The following is a 15,055-nucleotide window of genomic DNA, read 5'->3' on the forward strand; positions in this document are numbered from 1 at the left end:
ACCACGATGACCTCACCAGACACGATCGCCCAGGCCGCCAGGCACGACGGTTTCGGCGCCGCCGTGAGCGACGCGATCACCATGATGGATCGCAGCATCCGGCTGACCCGGCGCAACTCGGAGACCCTGATCATGTCGGTGGTCCTGCCGCTGCTGATGATGGCGCTGTTCGTCTACGTGTTCGGCGGCGCGATCGACACCGGTACGCAGTACATCAACTATGTGGTGCCGGGCATCCTGCTGCTCACCACCGGGTACGGCGCCGCGAACACCGCGATGGCGGTCGCCGACGACATGACCAGCGGGATGATCGACCGGCTCCGCTCGCTGCCGATCCGGAGTTCCGCGGTCCTGGCCGGGCACGTCACCGCGAGCGTCGCGCGCAACGCGCTGTCCACCGCGATCGTCATCCTCACGGCGATCGCGATGGGGTTCCGGCCGAGCGCGACTCCGCTCGACTGGCTGGCCGCGATCGGTCTGCTCCTGCTCTACGTGATCGCGCTGTCCTGGCTCGCCGCGGCGCTCGGCGTGATCGCGAAGACGGTCGAATCGGCCAGCGCGCTGAGCTTCTTCATGCTCTTCCTCCCCTACCTGAGCAGCGCGTTCGTCCGGACCGAGACGATGCCCCGCTTCCTCCAGCCGATCAGCGAGCACCAGCCGATCACGCCGGTGATCGAGTCCGTCCGCAGCTTCCTCACCGGTACTGCGCTGGGCTCGAGCGGCTGGATCGCGTTAGCCTGGTGCGGCGGTCTGCTCGCCTGCTCAATCACCTTGGCCAGCTTGCTCTACCGGCGCCGAACCACCGGCTGATCGACCGTTCGCCGCAGGCTTCGCACCGCTCAGCGGAATACTTCTGACATGACCCCTCGACCGGGATAGATTCGAGGTCCCCCCCACGTGTGGTGGTCCCACTCCCCCCGGGACCCGCACGGGCGAATGCCCCGATCACTCGATCGGGGCACTCGTTTTCTCCGGGCTCTGACCGCCCGGGCTCAAAAAAAGTTCTCCGGGCATGTCAATTTCGTCTCCTCTGATCCGACGTACCAGTGAAGGCAGGAACAACCGACTGAGGAGAGGGTCAGCATGTCCGAGAACACCGCACACCAGATGATCATCACCATGCTGGCCGAGGGAAACCCGGTCTGGTTTGTCGCCGCCATGGTCAAGATGAGCAGTCACGACGTGTACCTGGTCGGCCGCGATGCCGGCTACCCCGACAAGGTCAAACTGCGCCGCGCCGTCTGGGCCCGCCAGCAGTCCGACCGCATCGCCGCCTGACTCCCCCGAGCAACTCCAGCAAGAGCCCCGAGCCCTGACCAGCGGTCAGGGCTTGGCTGCGTCGATCAGCCTGCCGAAGTAGGCCTCGACCGCGGGCAGGATCAGCGAGCCGCGGTGGGCCACGCCGGGAACGACGTCGAAGGTGACGTTCATCCCGTGGGCGCGGTAGTTGCGCTCCAGCGTGCGGAGCCGCTCGATCCGGGTACTGCCGGTCTTCTCGGCACCGTCCATCCAGTTCGACTCCCCCGGGTTGTTGATCTCCCAGGTCTCGACGTCCTCCGAGCCCACCACCAGCTGGATCGGCACCTGCCGCAGCGCGTCCTCGTCGATCTTCTGGCCGAACTTCTCCTCGAACCCCTTGGTGCCGAGCCACCACGGCAGCGTGTCGTCCAGTTCGGTGATCCGGCCGGGCGCGCCGATCGAGACCGCGGCGAGCCGGTCCGGGTGCAGGTAGAGGAAGCGGTGGGTGAACTGACCGCCGCCGGAGAAGCCGTGCAGGTAGAACTTCTCCTTCTCGATCGGGAACCGCTCGGCCACCTCGTCGATGATCGCCAGCAGCATCTGGTCGAAGCGGATGCCCTGGTACTCGATGAACTTGAAGTTGTGCAGGTCCGTCGGGTCGATCAGCCCGGCCGGGAACGTCGGCGTCAGCACCACCACGCCGTGCTCGTCGGCGAACGGCTTCAGGTGCGTCCGGTACGTCATCGCGGTCCGCGCGGTCCCGTGCTGGACGACCAGCAGCGGCGCCTTCTCGTCGTCCTTCAGGTGCTGCGGCACGTACATGCAGTAGTGCAGCCGCGGGTCGACCTGGGAGGCGAAGGTGGGGATGGATCCGCGCTGGTAGAAGACCGACGTCGGTTGGTTCGGCTGAAGCACAGTCATACGGTCACGTCCTTTGAAAGAAAATTCCAGTTTTCAGACGTCGCCGGCGAACGCGGCCCGCAGTTCGGCGACGCGCTCCGGCTGCACGGCCCGGACAGGTCGAGGATCTCGGCGCAGGTCCGCCTGGCCGTACGCCGTACCGCGGTGGCCGTACCGGATACTTCGATGACCCTCAGTTTCGGCACCGCGCCTCCCTGGGAATTGTGTTACAAACTTAGCTAGGCGCGGACCGTTTGTTACACGCACAAGTGGATCGGATGATACACACATGACGGATGATGTAACAGAGGTTCCACGGAATTCGGCCATCGTCGAACTCCGCGCCCGCATCCGGGACCACTGGGACGAGTTCACGCCGGCCGCCCGGTCTGTCTGCCGATCGCTGTCGGAGACTCCGGCCGAGCAACTGCTCTACCTGTCCGCCCAGGAGCTCGGGGTGCAGAGCAAGACGAGCAACGCCACGGTGATCCGCACCCTGCAGGCGCTCGGGTACGCGGGCCTGGCCGAGCTGAAGGACAAGGTCGCGACGTCGTTCAACCAGGTTCACCGCGAGGAGCGGCTGCGGAACCGGATCGAGATGACCGGCGGCGACCCGAAGCACGTCTGGGACCGGGTGATCAGCGAGGCGATCGAGCGGATCGAGTTCCTCAACGAGCACCTGTCGATGGACTCCTACCAGGAGGCCGTCCGGCTGATGCTCGAGGCTCGCGAAATCACCACCTACGGCTTCGGCGCCAACTATGTCGCCGCGGAGCACCTGACCCTGAAGCTGCGCCGCCTCGGCCGCCGCAGCCGCTGCATCCAGACCGCGGGCTTCCGGCTCGCCGACGACCTGCTCGCGATCGAACGCGGCGACGCGGTGATCGTGATCGCGCCGGGCCGGCTCATCATCGACGCGGAGACCGTGATCGAGCGGGCCCGCGCGGTCGGCGCCGGCATTATCCTGCTCAGCGAGCAGGAGGTGGCCGAGCGGCTGGCCGACGACGTCACCGTCGCCATCCACGTGCCGAACACGGTAACGGGCATTACGGCCGAGGTTCTGACCACCATCGTGACCACCGACGCGCTGGCGCAGGCCGTAGCGGCGGCCGACACCGAGACGACGCTGGAGTCAGCCCACACCCTGGAGACGATCCGCCAGCAACTCGGCTTCTGACTGCGGGAGAGGTTCATGGAGATCTCGGTCGTCGACTACCACACCGCGGGTGAGCCGTTCCGGATCGTCACCGACGGGTTCGGTGAGATCACCGGGGCCACCGTGCCGGAGCGCCGCTCGTTCGCGATCACGTCCGCGTCGGTCGACGCGGTCCGGCAGCTACTCGTTCAGGAACCGCGAGGTCACGCCGACATGTACGGCGGCTTCGTCGTCCCCGGCGATGACGAGGGAGCTGACTTCGGCGTCCTCTTCTGGCACAAGGACGGCTACTCCACCGCGTGTGGGCACGGCACCATCGCGCTCGGCACCTGGGCCGTCGAAACCGGCCTGGTCAAGGCCGCGCCCTCCGGCGACACCGAGGTGGTGATCGACGTACCGTCCGGTCGGGTCGTTGCCCGAGTCACCTGTTCCGGCGGCTCGGTCGATCACGTTGCCTTCCGCAACGTTCCCTCGTACGTCGTGACGCGGGCCGCCTCCGTGTCCACCAGCCGCGGGACTGTCTCCGCGGACATCAGCTTCGGCGGCGCCTTCTACGCAAGCGTTTCCGCCTCATCCGTGGGCCTGTCCGTCACCCCCTCGAACTATTCCGAACTGCTGGCCATCGGCCGCGAGATCAAGTGGGCCCTGAACGACACTCCCTGGGCTCGCCACTCCTCGGACAGTCGACTGGACGGCATCTACGGCACGATCCTGTACGACGACCTCGGCCAGACCGCCAGTGGTCCGCACCAGCGCAACGTCGCCGTCTTCGCCGACGGCGAGGTCGACCGGTCCCCCTGCGGCTCAGGCACGTCCGCCCGTCTCGCCCTCCTCGCCGACTCAGGTCAACTCGCTCCGAACCAGGTACTACGCCACGACTCCATCGTCGGCACCACGTTCCTCGGCCGGGTGGTCGCGGAGACCTCAGAGGGCGTGATCACCGAGGTCCAGGGCAACGCTTACCGCACCGGCGCTGCCACCTTCACCTTGGACCCCCGCGACCCCCTCGGCACCGGCTTCACGCTGCGCTGACTCCCCTGGTCGCCGACGCCGGCCCGGCGGCCCGCAGTACCGGCTCGTCTCGAATTGAGATCTACCACCGGCGCACCCGCCGATAACATCGACCTTGCCCATGTCGTCATCCCAGGGAGTCGTCAGATGATCTTCATCACCGCGAAGTTCAAAGTCCTACCCGAACACGCCGACAACTGGCCGGAGATCACCGCCGACTTCACCACGGCCACCCGCAGCGAATCCGGCTGCCTGTGGTTCGACTGGTCCCGCAGCCTGGACGACCCCACGGAGTACGTCCTGGTCGAAGCCTTCGCCGACGACGACGCGGCCGGAGCCCACGTCAACTCCCCCCACTTCAAGACCGCCCAGCAAACCCTCCCGCCCCACCTGGTCGAAACCCCCAAGATCGTCAACTTCAAACTCCCCCAGGACAGTTGGTCCGAACTCGGCGAACTGGCCGTCAACCGCTGAGTTCGAGCGCCTGGACTTCTGGCGGAGTGTTCACGACCTGAAGTACTTGACGATCTGACCGAGATCTTCGTCGGTGGCGGCGGGGTAGGCGGTCAGACGCTCGTGTACTGCGCGCGCCACCGGCAGGTCGGCGGCTTCCGAGGCGAGGGCAACGTCCTTGGCAGCCAGGCGGATCGGGAAATAGGAGCCATCGGCAAATGCTCGGCCGGCCAGGCCCGCGAGGGGTGAGGATGCCAGGGCAGCTCGGACCTGGTCCTCCGGCAGGCCGAGAGCGTCTGCCAGCGCCATCGCTTCCCCGATCAGCGCGACACCGTTGACGACGGCGTTGATCAGCACGAGCTTCAGTGCGGCGCCGGTTCCGACTGGGCCGGTGCGGTTGACCGTGCCGAAGAGTTCCAGCAGCGGCATCACCGGATCCGCATCTCCGCCGACCATCAAGAGCAACTCCCCACTGGCCGCGCGATCGACGCTCCCCATCACCGGCGCATCGATCATCGTGACCTCGGCCGGCAGCAGGTCAGCCAACTCCGCAACGACAGCAGGCCCGACCGTCGAGGCGTCGATCAGTAGGCTGCCGGGCTTCATCGCCGCTGCGAACGCCCCGACCACCTCACGAGCCGCAGGCGGATCCGCCAGCATCGTGATCACCACATCCGCATCCCGAACGGCCTCAGCCGGAGATTCCGCCACCGCCTTGAACTCGGCTGCCCGATCAGCCGACCGGTTCCAGACCGTGAGCGGATAGCCGGCCTCCCGCACCCTCCGCGCCATCGGCGCACCCATCGACCCGAGCCCGAGAAACGCGATCTTCGTGTTCTTGTCCACGCCTCCACGCTAGGTCGGAGGGACCGATGTGAGTAGCGAATGTCTAGCATGGAACCCATGCCGGTTCAGCATGACTTCTCCACTCCACTGTTGCGCGTCTTCGTCGAGGTCGCCGCCCGCGGTTCGTTCACCGCCGCGGCCCCGATCCTCGGCTACACCCAATCGGCAATATCCCGCCAGATCTCCACCCTGGAAGACGAAGCCGGTACTGCGCTGTTCGACCGCCTGCCGCGGGGAGTCCGCCTGACAGAGCCCGGCCGGCGTCTCCTGACCCACGCGCAGGCGGTACTAGACCGGCTGGACGCGGCCCGGCAGGAGCTCACCGACCTGCAAGAACTAGCCACAGGCCGACTCCGCGTTGGCGCCTTCGCCACCGCCGACGCCGCCCTAGTCCCCCGAGCCATCGCCACCTTCCACCGCCGCTACCCAGACGTGACGGTGACCCTGCGCGAGGGCTTCACCTCCGGCCTGCTCGAGTTGCTCGGAGCCGGCGAGGCGGACGTAGCCGTAGTGAGCTACCCAACCGTGCAACACCTCGAAGGCTTCGACCTCCAAAAACTCTGCGACGACTTCATGTACGTAGGCCTGCCGATGAACCACCGCCTAGCCCGCAGACGCCAGGTCCGACTGACCGACCTCCAGGACGAGTACTGGATCGCCGGCAGCTCCCGCCCCGAAGACACCCTGATCAGCTCCTGCCTGCGAACCGGCTTCCAGCCCCGCATCGGCTTCGTCGCCCGAGACTGGATGGCCAAACAAGGCTTCGTTGCCGCAGGCATCGGCATCACCCTGATCCCCCAGCTGGCGGCCGAAGCCGTCCGCCCGGACATCAAGCTGGTCCGGATCCACCCCGACGACGTCCCACCCCGCCAGATCTACACAGCCACCATCAGCGGCCTGACCCCCTCCCCCGCCACCCGCGCCTTCCTCGACGTACTCCGCTCTTGAAATAGTCAGAGACTCGTACCATATTGGAGACGGGGGTGATCCACATGAGCACAACAGTCCAGGTGCTCGCCGTCATCATCGGCGCGATCCTCGTCGTGGTCTGGGCGCTGGAGATCTTCTTCTACCGCCACCCACGCCTCTACTTCATGTTCCTCATCAAGCCCGCCGACTACCAAGCCGTCCGCCTCTGGCGCATCTCCATCGCCTACTACAACCTCACCACGGCAGTCGCCCTCTTCCTCGGCGCCTACCTCCTCGAAACCACCCACCCCGACGCCGGCCAGGCCCTCATCCTCTTCACCGCCTGCCAACACATCTTCCTGTCCATAGTCATGCTCATAACCCAACCCAAACTCTGGCTGAACACCCTCATGGAAGCCGTCCCCAACGTCATCCTCCTGATCGCCTACGCCGCGACCTGATTCCTTGACCGCAACCAGCCAGAGGACGAGGCTGCTTCACGATGGCCGAATGGCCATGAGCCGGCGTCGGAGGCGAGCAGAGGTGTGGCCGTGCATTCACCGCGCGCGGATATCGTGCTCATCACGTGCGTGAAGTCGAAGCTGTCCCACCCTGCGGCCGCCAAGGATCTCTACACTTCTTCTCTCTTCAGGAAGGAGCGTGCGTACGCGGAGCAGACCGGGCGTCCCTGGTTCATCCTCTCCGCCGAGCATGGTCTGGTCGCCCCGGAGGAGTGGCTGGCTCCGTACGAGCGGTACCTGCCGGACACCTCGGCCGGCTACCGCGCCGCCTGGGGAGCCTGGGTCGCGGCAAGACTCGAACTGATCGCCGGTCCCCTGAACGGCAAGACCATCGAGGTACACGCCGGTTCGGCGTACGTCGCGGCGATCCTGCCTCACCTGAGCGCGCTCGGAGCGTCCGTCGAAGATCCACTGCGAGGTCTCACGATGGGCGAACGACTGGCCTGGTACACCGTCGATTCGTCACCGACGTCAAGCCTCGATCCGAATCCACTGGTCACCCTCCTGCGCGACGAACCAAGTGCTGTGACGCCGGCGGTGTTCCTTTCGTCGGATCGTGCGGATCTCAAGCTGCCCGGGCTCTACAGCTGGTGGGTCGATGTTTCCGGCGCAGAGCTGCTGAGCCGCGGGCTCGAGCTCCCCGTCAGCGAGGGGCTGATCTATGCCGGCCTTGCGGGTGCTACCCGATGGCCCAGCGGTCAACGGTCCGGCAACACGCTGTGGGCACGCATCGTCGGCATGCACCTGGGTGGCAATCACGAGTTCTCGACCTTCAGGCGCTCCCTCGGCGCCATCCACGCGTCTGCCATCCAGTCCGACCACATCGACGAGGCCGCCCTGACCGCGTGGATGCATGCGCACCTCCGAGTCATCGCCATCGCCTACGAAGACGCTGACACCCTCGGAAGAGTCGAGCGAGCGGTGCTTCACGAACTTGATCCGCCCCTCAACCTCCAGGGCATGACACCCACCCCTGTTCGACGGCGTCTCAGCGAGCTCAGGCGAGCAGTCAGCTAGCGACGAAAGCCTGACGACCCGAGTAGTGTCGGATTTGTGCCGGACTCAGATGCCGTAACTCGAGATCACGTGCTCAGTGCCATGAAGGAGTGCGACGATCGCGGTGTCGATGATTTCCTTGCCACCTACGGTTTCGGCAGAGCAAGAGAGTATCTGCTGCGCTACGACGGCAAGACCTACGACTCGAAGGCCATCCTCGGCGTCGCGCAGAAGTACGCGACCGGGCGTGCCGCAACGAGTTCGTCGTTCTCCGGCGGCAGGACCGGGGCGGCAAAAGTCCTCCGCGAGCTGGGATTCGAGGTGACCTATGTCGATATCTCGGCACCGGGCGACGTACCAGCTACGGGAACGTGGCGGGAAGCCTCCGAGGTCGGCTCCGACAACGCTCGGTCGGCGTGGGCCGAGGCAGCACGCGACGTCCTCCTTGATGCAGCCAACCGGTACCGCTCGGTCGTGACCTACAAGGAACTCGCGAACCACGTCCAGTACCGCACTGGTATCCGCACCAAGCAACTCATGCACTACTGGATCGGTGACGTGCTCGCGCGGGTAGCGGCCGACTGTTCCCGCCGTGGCGAGCCGCTCCTGTCCTCCCTTTGCGTCAACACGGAAGGCAGTGTTGGTGACGGCTACGCGATCGCCGTGACTGCCGCCTACGGCGAAGCACCCGAAGATTCGGACGCTCATGCCGCCAACGAGCGCCTCGCCTGCTATCAGCACTTCGAGGCAGCTGGGCTGCCACCTGATGGCGGCAGCCCAGCCCTGGTGCCGAGACTGGCGGCGAGCCGTGAGCGAGCACGCAAGGCCGCCCTTGCCGACCGGCCCGTCGCCCAGTGCCCGACCTGTCACCTGCAGGTCCCCGCCAGTGGCATCTGCGACTACTGCGACTGAGTAGGCGCCCGCCGAGGGTTCGCTACCGGCGGCGGCCCCATCTGGTGGAGGCGCCTACGCCGGCTAGGTGTAGGGCTATGCAGAGGAGGCCGGCCATCAGGAGGGTTTGGGGGGTGAAGGCGTCGCTGACGGTGGCGTTGGCCCAGTCGAGGATGAGGGCGAGGCCGAAGATGACCGCGGCGATGATGGCGAACATCGAGATCTCCTAACGGAGTCCAGGGGACGGAAGGCGCTCATCTAACTCCCGTCAGCGGCTCGTGCACAAGGTCGCGGGACCGCTTATTTTGGGGGGTTTCCGGATGGTCGGGGAGGGAACTAGAAGTTGATGCCCAATCTTCAAGAGATGTTGAGCTTAGGCCCGGGAACAACGCGAGCAGGCCCTCTACGCGCTCCTGCTGGCCTCGCCGTCGGTGACCCTGCCAATCGTCGGCCGACATCGCGCCGTTGAGCAGATCGAGCGCGTCAGCGAGCTCATCCTCTGGGTACGGGTTGGGCATCTCGAGCCGCTTCCCATCGCCTCCTCCGCTCCGAACAACCGGGCGGCGAGTGCGGCATGGTCCTGGCGGATGAGGATGTTCATCGAGGTGTTCGCGAAGGCCATCGTGAGGCTCGGGCTGGCCAGGCTCACCACGGTGTGGACCAGGCAATTCGCTAGCCCGCGCAAGCACGCGCCAGGTCCGACGACCGTACTGCGCTCGCCCGCGCCACGACGTGCTCGTGCCAGCGGCGCCCTTCGGCAACGTGGCCACCCACCAACCAGACCCACCCGAGAGCCGCACACAGCCGAAGCCCGACCGGCGATCTCCCTTCCCTGCTTGGGTTCCAGCGGCACGGTCCAGATGAGTGCGGCGCGGAAGTTGTCGAGTCCGAGCTCGGCGAGTTCGAGGGCGGTCGCGGGGGTGGATTCGCGCATCGCCTGGAGGCTGCCGGCCACACCCGCGTAGTACTCGGCGTGCGTAGTACGGGCGTCTTCTGCCTCGCCGGCAGCCCTCAGGACATCGGCGGCGTACTGGCCGATCGTCTTCAGCAGCGAGATCCTCGGTCGTCACCACGCTGGCGTCCTGGAGTTTGGCGACGGCGTCAAGTGGATCGACGTCTGGCGTGCAAGCGACCGCGGCGACCGCTTCGAGATCGGCGCCACCGGCTGAGGCGGCGCGTCGACGGAAGACGCGGCGATAGGCCGGACTGAGTAGGTCGTAGGACCAGGCGATGGTGTCGCGCAGCGTCCGCTGTCGCTCAGGAGTCACGCTGCTGGTCGAGGCGATGTCGAGGGCTTGGTCGATGCGAACCAGCAGACCTTTGGTGCTGAGCACTCCAAGGTGGGTGGCGCACAGCTCGATCGCGAGCGGCAGGCCGTCCAGTCGGCGACACAAGGGCGGCCACATCGTTCACATTCTCATCCGTCAGCGTGAACCCCGGCCGCACAGCCCGGGCGCGGTGCACGAAGAGCTGCACGGCTCCGGAGCCCTCGGCCGCCGATAGCGACCCATCGTCCGGCAAGGTCAGTGGTGTTACCGGATACTGACGTTCCGCAACCAGTCCGAGCGATCGCCGCGAGGTCGCAATGACGGCGACGCCAGGAGCGGCCTTGAGAATCCGGGCGACGACTCGGTCCGCACCTTGGACCTGCTCGAAGTTGTCGAGGACGAGCAGCATCGACCAACTCGCCAGCTGAGCAGTGAGCCGCCTCGGGGTCCGCTCTCGCGCGGGAACGTCGAGGACTTCGGCGATCGACGTCCACAACACCTGCTCGGTATCGACAGCCGCGAGCGACACGAAGTACGCCCCATCGGGAAATTCGCTGGTCACCCCGGCAGCCGCCGCGACAGCCAGCCGCGTCTTGCCCGCCCCACCTGGCCCAGTGATGGTCGTCAGCCGGGCATCCGTCACCCGGACTAGTTCCGTGAGCCGCTCCGGGTCACGATCCCGGCCCAGCAACGGAGACTCGCGTCTGCGGGCGGGTGGGAGCTAGCGCCGGGCCAGCGACGCGGGCGCGGGCGCGGGCGCGGGGACTGCCCAGGGAAAGGCGAAGGCCCGGACCTAATGGTCCGGGCCTTCCAAAGTAGCGGGGGCAGGATTTGAACCTGCGACCTCTGGGTTATGAGCCCAGCGAGCTACCGAGCTGCTCCACCCCGCGCCGCTTTCTTACAAGCTTGAGTCTAGGTCATGGCCGCCGAGCGTCCAAATCGGGCCCCGGGAAGGCGACGGTCTGGACCTGATGGTCTGGGCCGATCACCGCTCCAGATCACTGATCTTGACTCTGGATTCCCGTCCTGGACCGTAGCCCTACCCGTCGATTTCAAGTCGGTGTTGTGGCGCTGTCGATGGGCCGCGGTTGGCGACGATCTGCCGCGAGCCAGCCGCGACCGAATGAGGGGACACGGGGTGGCTCGTCCTTGTGACCGAAGCGGTCAACGCTCTGATCAGCCGGGGCGGTCTGCGACCGCCAAGCTGACCTCATCGCGCGGGTCGTGCTCGCTCGAGCCGTGACCGACGCGCATGCGTCGTTGCGGCTCGAAGGTTGATGTCGGGCGGTTTGACGCAGTGTGAGACCACGCTGGCCGGGCGAGGAGTCGGCCGGAAGGACGGTTGCGAAGGGCATCAACCGTCCTTCGGGCCGATGGTGGGGACCGTGACGGTTCACAGGATGGCGTCATGCGAAATCACATCACCCCAAGAGACCGGGCCAAACGGCGTGGCGTAGCAGCCGTTGTCGGGCTGCTCGCCGTCGTGGCCACCACCCTGGTCGCTGCTCCCAGCGGTTCCGCGGTCGTTTCCGCTGCCACGCCTTATCTCCCTGAGCCGACCGGTCCCCGCCCCGTCGGTACCACTTCCTTGTACCTGAAGGACGTTTCCCGCCGGGATCCCTGGGTCCCTTCGGCGAACGCGAGGGAGTTGATGGTCTCCCTCTGGTATCCGGCGACGTCATCCGGTACGCGCCGGGCGCAGTACATGACGCCGAAGGAGTCGGAGTTGCTGCTGACGGAATCGGGCGTCACCGGTGTACCGGCGGACGTGCTGAGCCGGACCCGGACCAACGCCTCCACTGATGTGCGACCGGCGGGACGCAAACGCGGGCTGCCGCTGGTGGTGTTGTCGCCCGGCTTCCCCTGGCCACGCAGCTCACTCACCGCCCTGGCCGAGGAACTCGCGAGCCACGGCTACCTGGTGGCCGGCATCGACCACACCTACGAGAACCACGGGATGACATTCCCCGACGGCCGGGTGGTCACCTGCGCCGCGTGCGGGCTGCCCGAGGGCGTCGACATGGAGAAGGCCGTCATCGAGAGCAGGGCACAGGACGTCTCCTTCGTGCTCGACGAACTGACCGGGTCACGGCCGAAGTGGAAGGGCGGCCCGCTGATCGATCCGTCCCGGATCGCGATGGCGGGGATGTCCCTCGGCGGCGCGAGCGTCGGCGAGACCATGCTGACCGACCGGAGGGTCCTGGCCGGGGCGAATCTGGACGGTTCGATGTTCAAGGACCTGCCCGCGAGCGGGCTGGCGCGCCCGTTCCTGATCTTCGGCGCCGAAGGTGCCGAAGCATCGTGGGACCGCAACTGGCCACGCCTGACCGGGTGGAAGCGTGAGCTCAGGGTGACCGGAGCGGTGCACCCGTCTTTCACCGACTACGACACGCTGACCCAGCAGATCGGCCTCGATTTCGGCAGTCGTCTCCCGGGAACCCGTTCCGTGGAGATCACCCGGGCCTATGTCCGCGCCTTCTTCGACCAGCACCTGCGCGGTAGACAACAACCCCTGCTGAACCGGCCGTCGGCGCGCTATCCCGAGGTCAAGTTCAGCTACCCGGCCTGAGCTCCCGCGACGGACCTGTTGCGGCGGCGGAGCGCCTCGATGAGGCACGTGGAGAACTGGCCCAAAGCACGGCCCCACCGACAGGCTCCCGTACTTTCGGCCGGTTCCCCACCTACTTCGGCTTCCTAGCCTGAACAGCATGACCACAGCGCAGACTCGCAAGGTGCTCGACATCGGCCTCGGCCTGGTGTTCGTCCTGGGCATCGCCTTCACGACGTTCATGCTGATCACCAGCTGGGGCGGCGCTTCGTGGGTGTTCGGTTCTGCCGTCTCGATCGTCGTTGGCGGCCTCGCAATGCTGCGCGAACGACAGAGGCTGCTGACCGCGATCGCAGGGATCGCCGTGACAGGCATCGCCGTTGCCGTGTCCCTGTCGGCCGCCGACGACCTGCCGCGGGAGCCCGCGCCCATCACGGCATTGGCCCTGTCGGTGCTCGTCGGCTCCGCGATCCGGACGCTCCCGATCAGGCCGGCCGCCGGGGTGGCCGCAGGCGGTCTCGTGATCGTCGGGGCGACCTGGTTCGACAGCTTCAGCACTGTGACGGTCCTGGCCACGATGGGGATGATCGCTGCCCTCGTCCTCGGGCCGCTCCTGCGCGGTCTCGATCGCACCCGGCGTACCAAGGCTCCCCAGCCCGGTCTTGCCGAACAGGGCGGGACCGTGGCCGGCGCCTCGGTAACCTGACCTCCGTGATTAATCCGAACCGATGGGTCAAGGTCCTGTCCACCATCGGGCTCGGGGTGGTCTTCCTCGTCGCGATCACTGTCCAGTCCCTCGCGCTGGCCCAGACCTGGGGGGCCGCATTCTGGGTTCCCGGCTGCGTCGCCGCCGTGGTGGTGTGTGCGCTGGCGCTGATACGCCGGCGCGAACGGTTCTGGACAGCAGTCACGGGTCTCGGCGTGGCCGCGGTGGCGGTTGTCGTCCCGCTGCTGCCCGCCACTCGACTGCCCGTCGGTCTCGGGCCCGCCTTGGTTCTCGGCCTGGCGGTGCTCATCGGATCCGCAGTACGGGCGCTGCCGCCAGTACGGGCCGGGGCCATCGCGGGCGCCGGTCTACTGGTCGTCGCCGGTCAGTTCGCCGCCAAGCCGGCGTCGGCCGTCCCGGCGATCGCCGCAGCGGCCTGGCTTGCGGGCGTCGGGGCCGGTCTGTTGCTGCGCAGACTCGACGACCAGGCAAGAAACGTCGCCGACCAGGTACGCCGGTCCGAACGGCTCGAGCTGGCCCGCGAACTGCACGACGTCGTGGCTCACCACATCACCGGGATGCTGATCCAGGCCCAGGCCGCACAGGTCGTCGCGCGGCGTGATCCGGAGAAGGTGCCGGACTCGCTGACGGAGATCGAGGCAGCAGGGTCCGAGGCCATGACCGCCATGCGCCGTGTACTCGGGTTGCTGCGCGACACCGACGATGTGGCGTCCGCCTCGGCCAGGCCTGAAGGTCTGAGTGAGCTGGTCGAGCGCTTCAGCCGGCAAGGTCCGCCGGTGCGCCTGACCATGCCCTACGACGAGACGGAGTGGCCGCCGGAGGTGACCAGTACCGTGTACCGCGTCGTGCAGGAGGCGCTGACGAACGTCCTGCGGCACGCGCGACAAGCCACCTCACTCGAGGTGACCGTCGCCCGCGACGCCGAGGGAGTCACCGTCGAGGTCGCCGACAACGCTCCCCCGAACCCGAGCCGGCCCCACCACCGCGCGGGGTACGGGCTGATCGGCATGCGCGAACGTGTCGAAACGCTCGGCGGCTCCCTCTACGCCGGCCCGCGGCCCGGCGTACCAGGCTGGTCGGTGCGCGCGACCCTCCCCCTCCCCCTCCCCACCGACACCCAGACTGCGCCCACCGAGGAGTACGGATGACGATCAAGGTCCTGCTCGCCGACGACCAGGCGATGATCCGCCGGGGACTGCTGCTGATCCTGGAGGACCAGCCCGACATCACCGTCGTCGGAGAGGCCGCGGACGGCGCGGAGGCGATCGAGTTGGCCCGGCGGCTGCGGCCGGACGTGTGCCTGGTGGACATCAGGATGCCCAAGCTCGACGGCATCGAGGTCACTCGCGCACTGGCCGGCCCTCAGGTGACCGATCCGATCCGGGTCGTCGTGGTCACCACGTTCGACCTCGACGAGTACGTGGACGGCGCCCTGCGCGGTGGTGCGGCTGGTTTCGTCCTCAAGGACGCCGGGCCCGGCCTCCTGGTCGAGGCCGTTCGCGCCGCCTGCAACGGCGAGGCGCTCGTTTCGCCCTCGATCACCCTGCGGCTGCTGAGGCACCTGAACGAGTCGGCACCCCGCGGTCGCGG

The 15,055-nt window shown here is 67.1% G+C and carries 16 protein-coding genes, 1 tRNA gene and 1 pseudogene; 13 read left to right on the forward strand and 5 right to left on the reverse strand.

Features of this window, described 5'->3' with window-relative positions:
• Positions 1 to 6: 6 nt before the first annotated feature.
• Positions 7 to 810, forward strand: a complete 804-nt coding sequence (locus ABD255_RS31720) for an ABC transporter permease (protein WP_344220624.1) — start codon at positions 7 to 9, stop codon at positions 808 to 810.
• 273 nt (positions 811 to 1,083) lie between these two features.
• Entirely contained in the window at positions 1,084 to 1,278 is a 195-nt protein-coding gene (locus tag ABD255_RS31725) for a hypothetical protein (protein ID WP_344220475.1), read from the forward strand.
• 45 nt (positions 1,279 to 1,323) lie between these two features.
• Here the strand turns inward: ABD255_RS31725 and ABD255_RS31730 are convergent, their stop codons facing one another.
• Positions 1,324 to 2,160, reverse strand: a complete 837-nt coding sequence (locus ABD255_RS31730) for an alpha/beta hydrolase family protein (protein ID WP_344220476.1) — start codon at positions 2,158 to 2,160, stop codon at positions 1,324 to 1,326.
• A gap of 268 nt (positions 2,161 to 2,428) precedes the next feature.
• On the opposite strand from ABD255_RS31730, the gene ABD255_RS31735 reads away from it, so the two are divergent.
• The 3 genes from ABD255_RS31735 (at position 2,429) to ABD255_RS31745 (ending at position 4,780) form a co-directional block, all read left to right on the forward strand.
• On the forward strand, positions 2,429 to 3,316 hold the full coding sequence (locus tag ABD255_RS31735) for a MurR/RpiR family transcriptional regulator (protein ID WP_344220477.1): 888 nt from the start codon (positions 2,429 to 2,431) through the stop codon (positions 3,314 to 3,316).
• Between the two features lie 15 nt (positions 3,317 to 3,331).
• A complete protein-coding gene (locus ABD255_RS31740; protein ID WP_344220478.1) occupies positions 3,332 to 4,327 on the forward strand; it encodes a proline racemase family protein in 996 nt (331 codons plus the stop codon).
• Between the two features lie 126 nt (positions 4,328 to 4,453).
• On the forward strand, positions 4,454 to 4,780 hold the full coding sequence (locus ABD255_RS31745) for a putative quinol monooxygenase (protein WP_344220479.1): 327 nt from the start codon (positions 4,454 to 4,456) through the stop codon (positions 4,778 to 4,780).
• 30 nt (positions 4,781 to 4,810) lie between these two features.
• Here the strand turns inward: ABD255_RS31745 and ABD255_RS31750 are convergent, their stop codons facing one another.
• Entirely contained in the window at positions 4,811 to 5,605 is a 795-nt protein-coding gene (locus ABD255_RS31750; RefSeq protein ID WP_344220480.1) for an NAD(P)-dependent oxidoreductase, read from the reverse strand.
• 57 nt (positions 5,606 to 5,662) lie between these two features.
• On the opposite strand from ABD255_RS31750, the gene ABD255_RS31755 reads away from it, so the two are divergent.
• The 4 genes from ABD255_RS31755 (at position 5,663) to ABD255_RS31770 (ending at position 8,943) form a co-directional block, all read left to right on the forward strand.
• A complete protein-coding gene (locus tag ABD255_RS31755; RefSeq protein ID WP_344220481.1) occupies positions 5,663 to 6,553 on the forward strand; it encodes a LysR family transcriptional regulator in 891 nt (296 codons plus the stop codon).
• A 44-nt stretch (positions 6,554 to 6,597) separates the two neighbouring features.
• The gene (locus ABD255_RS31760) at positions 6,598 to 6,975 is read left to right on the forward strand and encodes a DUF1304 family protein (RefSeq protein ID WP_344220482.1); all 378 of its coding nucleotides are present in this window, start codon (positions 6,598 to 6,600) and stop codon (positions 6,973 to 6,975) included.
• Positions 6,976 to 7,065: 90 nt separating this feature from the next.
• Positions 7,066 to 8,052, forward strand: coding sequence for a DUF6884 domain-containing protein (locus ABD255_RS31765; RefSeq protein WP_344220483.1), 987 nt, complete (start codon positions 7,066 to 7,068; stop codon positions 8,050 to 8,052).
• A 36-nt stretch (positions 8,053 to 8,088) separates the two neighbouring features.
• On the forward strand, positions 8,089 to 8,943 hold the full coding sequence (locus tag ABD255_RS31770) for a ScoMcrA-related endonuclease (protein WP_486336049.1): 855 nt from the start codon (positions 8,089 to 8,091) through the stop codon (positions 8,941 to 8,943).
• A 22-nt stretch (positions 8,944 to 8,965) separates the two neighbouring features.
• Here ABD255_RS31770 and ABD255_RS31775 read toward each other — a convergent pair whose 3' ends face one another.
• From ABD255_RS31775 to ABD255_RS31780, 3 genes are all read right to left on the reverse strand, one after another.
• The gene (locus tag ABD255_RS31775) at positions 8,966 to 9,139 is read right to left on the reverse strand and encodes a hypothetical protein (RefSeq protein WP_344220485.1); all 174 of its coding nucleotides are present in this window, start codon (positions 9,137 to 9,139) and stop codon (positions 8,966 to 8,968) included.
• Between the two features lie 1,040 nt (positions 9,140 to 10,179).
• Positions 10,180 to 10,833: a hypothetical protein gene (locus ABD255_RS44025; protein WP_486336050.1), complete on the reverse strand. Its 654-nt coding sequence runs from the start codon at positions 10,831 to 10,833 to the stop codon at positions 10,180 to 10,182.
• Positions 10,834 to 11,006: 173 nt separating this feature from the next.
• Positions 11,007 to 11,080, reverse strand: a tRNA-Met gene (locus ABD255_RS31780).
• A 518-nt stretch (positions 11,081 to 11,598) separates the two neighbouring features.
• Between ABD255_RS31780 and ABD255_RS31785 the strand changes: the two genes are divergently transcribed.
• The 4 genes and pseudogenes from ABD255_RS31785 to ABD255_RS31800 all read left to right on the forward strand — a co-directional run.
• Positions 11,599 to 12,759 carry an alpha/beta hydrolase family protein gene (locus ABD255_RS31785; protein ID WP_344220486.1) on the forward strand — a complete coding sequence of 387 codons (1,161 nt, stop codon included), beginning with the start codon at positions 11,599 to 11,601 and terminating at the stop codon, positions 12,757 to 12,759.
• Between the two features lie 139 nt (positions 12,760 to 12,898).
• A complete protein-coding gene (locus ABD255_RS31790) occupies positions 12,899 to 13,444 on the forward strand; it encodes a metal transporter (protein ID WP_344220487.1) in 546 nt (181 codons plus the stop codon).
• A 5-nt stretch (positions 13,445 to 13,449) separates the two neighbouring features.
• Positions 13,450 to 14,613, forward strand: coding sequence for a sensor histidine kinase (locus ABD255_RS31795; RefSeq protein ID WP_344220488.1), 1,164 nt, complete (start codon positions 13,450 to 13,452; stop codon positions 14,611 to 14,613).
• Positions 14,610 to 15,055 (forward strand): annotated as a pseudogene (locus ABD255_RS31800) (response regulator); the annotation flags it as partial. The gene ABD255_RS31795 and the pseudogene ABD255_RS31800, both read left to right, overlap by 4 nt.

This window comes from Kribbella sancticallisti, assembly GCF_039530625.1.
GTDB lineage: Bacteria > Actinomycetota > Actinomycetes > Propionibacteriales > Kribbellaceae > Kribbella > Kribbella sancticallisti.

Bases quoted from the DNA above. Each gene is read 5' to 3' on its own strand.
- ABD255_RS31740 (WP_344220478.1), top strand. From the start codon at position 3,332: ATGGAGATCTCGGTCGTCGACTACCACACCGCGGGTGAGCCGTTCCGG.
- ABD255_RS31775 (WP_344220485.1), bottom strand. From the start codon at position 9,139: ATGTTCGCCATCATCGCCGCGGTCATCTTCGGCCTCGCCCTCATCCTC.
- ABD255_RS31735 (WP_344220477.1), top strand. From the start codon at position 2,429: ATGACGGATGATGTAACAGAGGTTCCACGGAATTCGGCCATCGTCGAA.
- ABD255_RS31720 (WP_344220624.1), top strand. From the start codon at position 7: ATGACCTCACCAGACACGATCGCCCAGGCCGCCAGGCACGACGGTTTC.
- ABD255_RS31725 (WP_344220475.1), top strand. From the start codon at position 1,084: ATGTCCGAGAACACCGCACACCAGATGATCATCACCATGCTGGCCGAG.
- ABD255_RS31730 (WP_344220476.1), bottom strand. From the start codon at position 2,160: ATGACTGTGCTTCAGCCGAACCAACCGACGTCGGTCTTCTACCAGCGC.
- ABD255_RS31755 (WP_344220481.1), top strand. From the start codon at position 5,663: ATGCCGGTTCAGCATGACTTCTCCACTCCACTGTTGCGCGTCTTCGTC.
- ABD255_RS31790 (WP_344220487.1), top strand. From the start codon at position 12,899: ATGACCACAGCGCAGACTCGCAAGGTGCTCGACATCGGCCTCGGCCTG.
- ABD255_RS31745 (WP_344220479.1), top strand. From the start codon at position 4,454: ATGATCTTCATCACCGCGAAGTTCAAAGTCCTACCCGAACACGCCGAC.
- ABD255_RS31760 (WP_344220482.1), top strand. From the start codon at position 6,598: ATGAGCACAACAGTCCAGGTGCTCGCCGTCATCATCGGCGCGATCCTC.
- ABD255_RS31785 (WP_344220486.1), top strand. From the start codon at position 11,599: ATGCGAAATCACATCACCCCAAGAGACCGGGCCAAACGGCGTGGCGTA.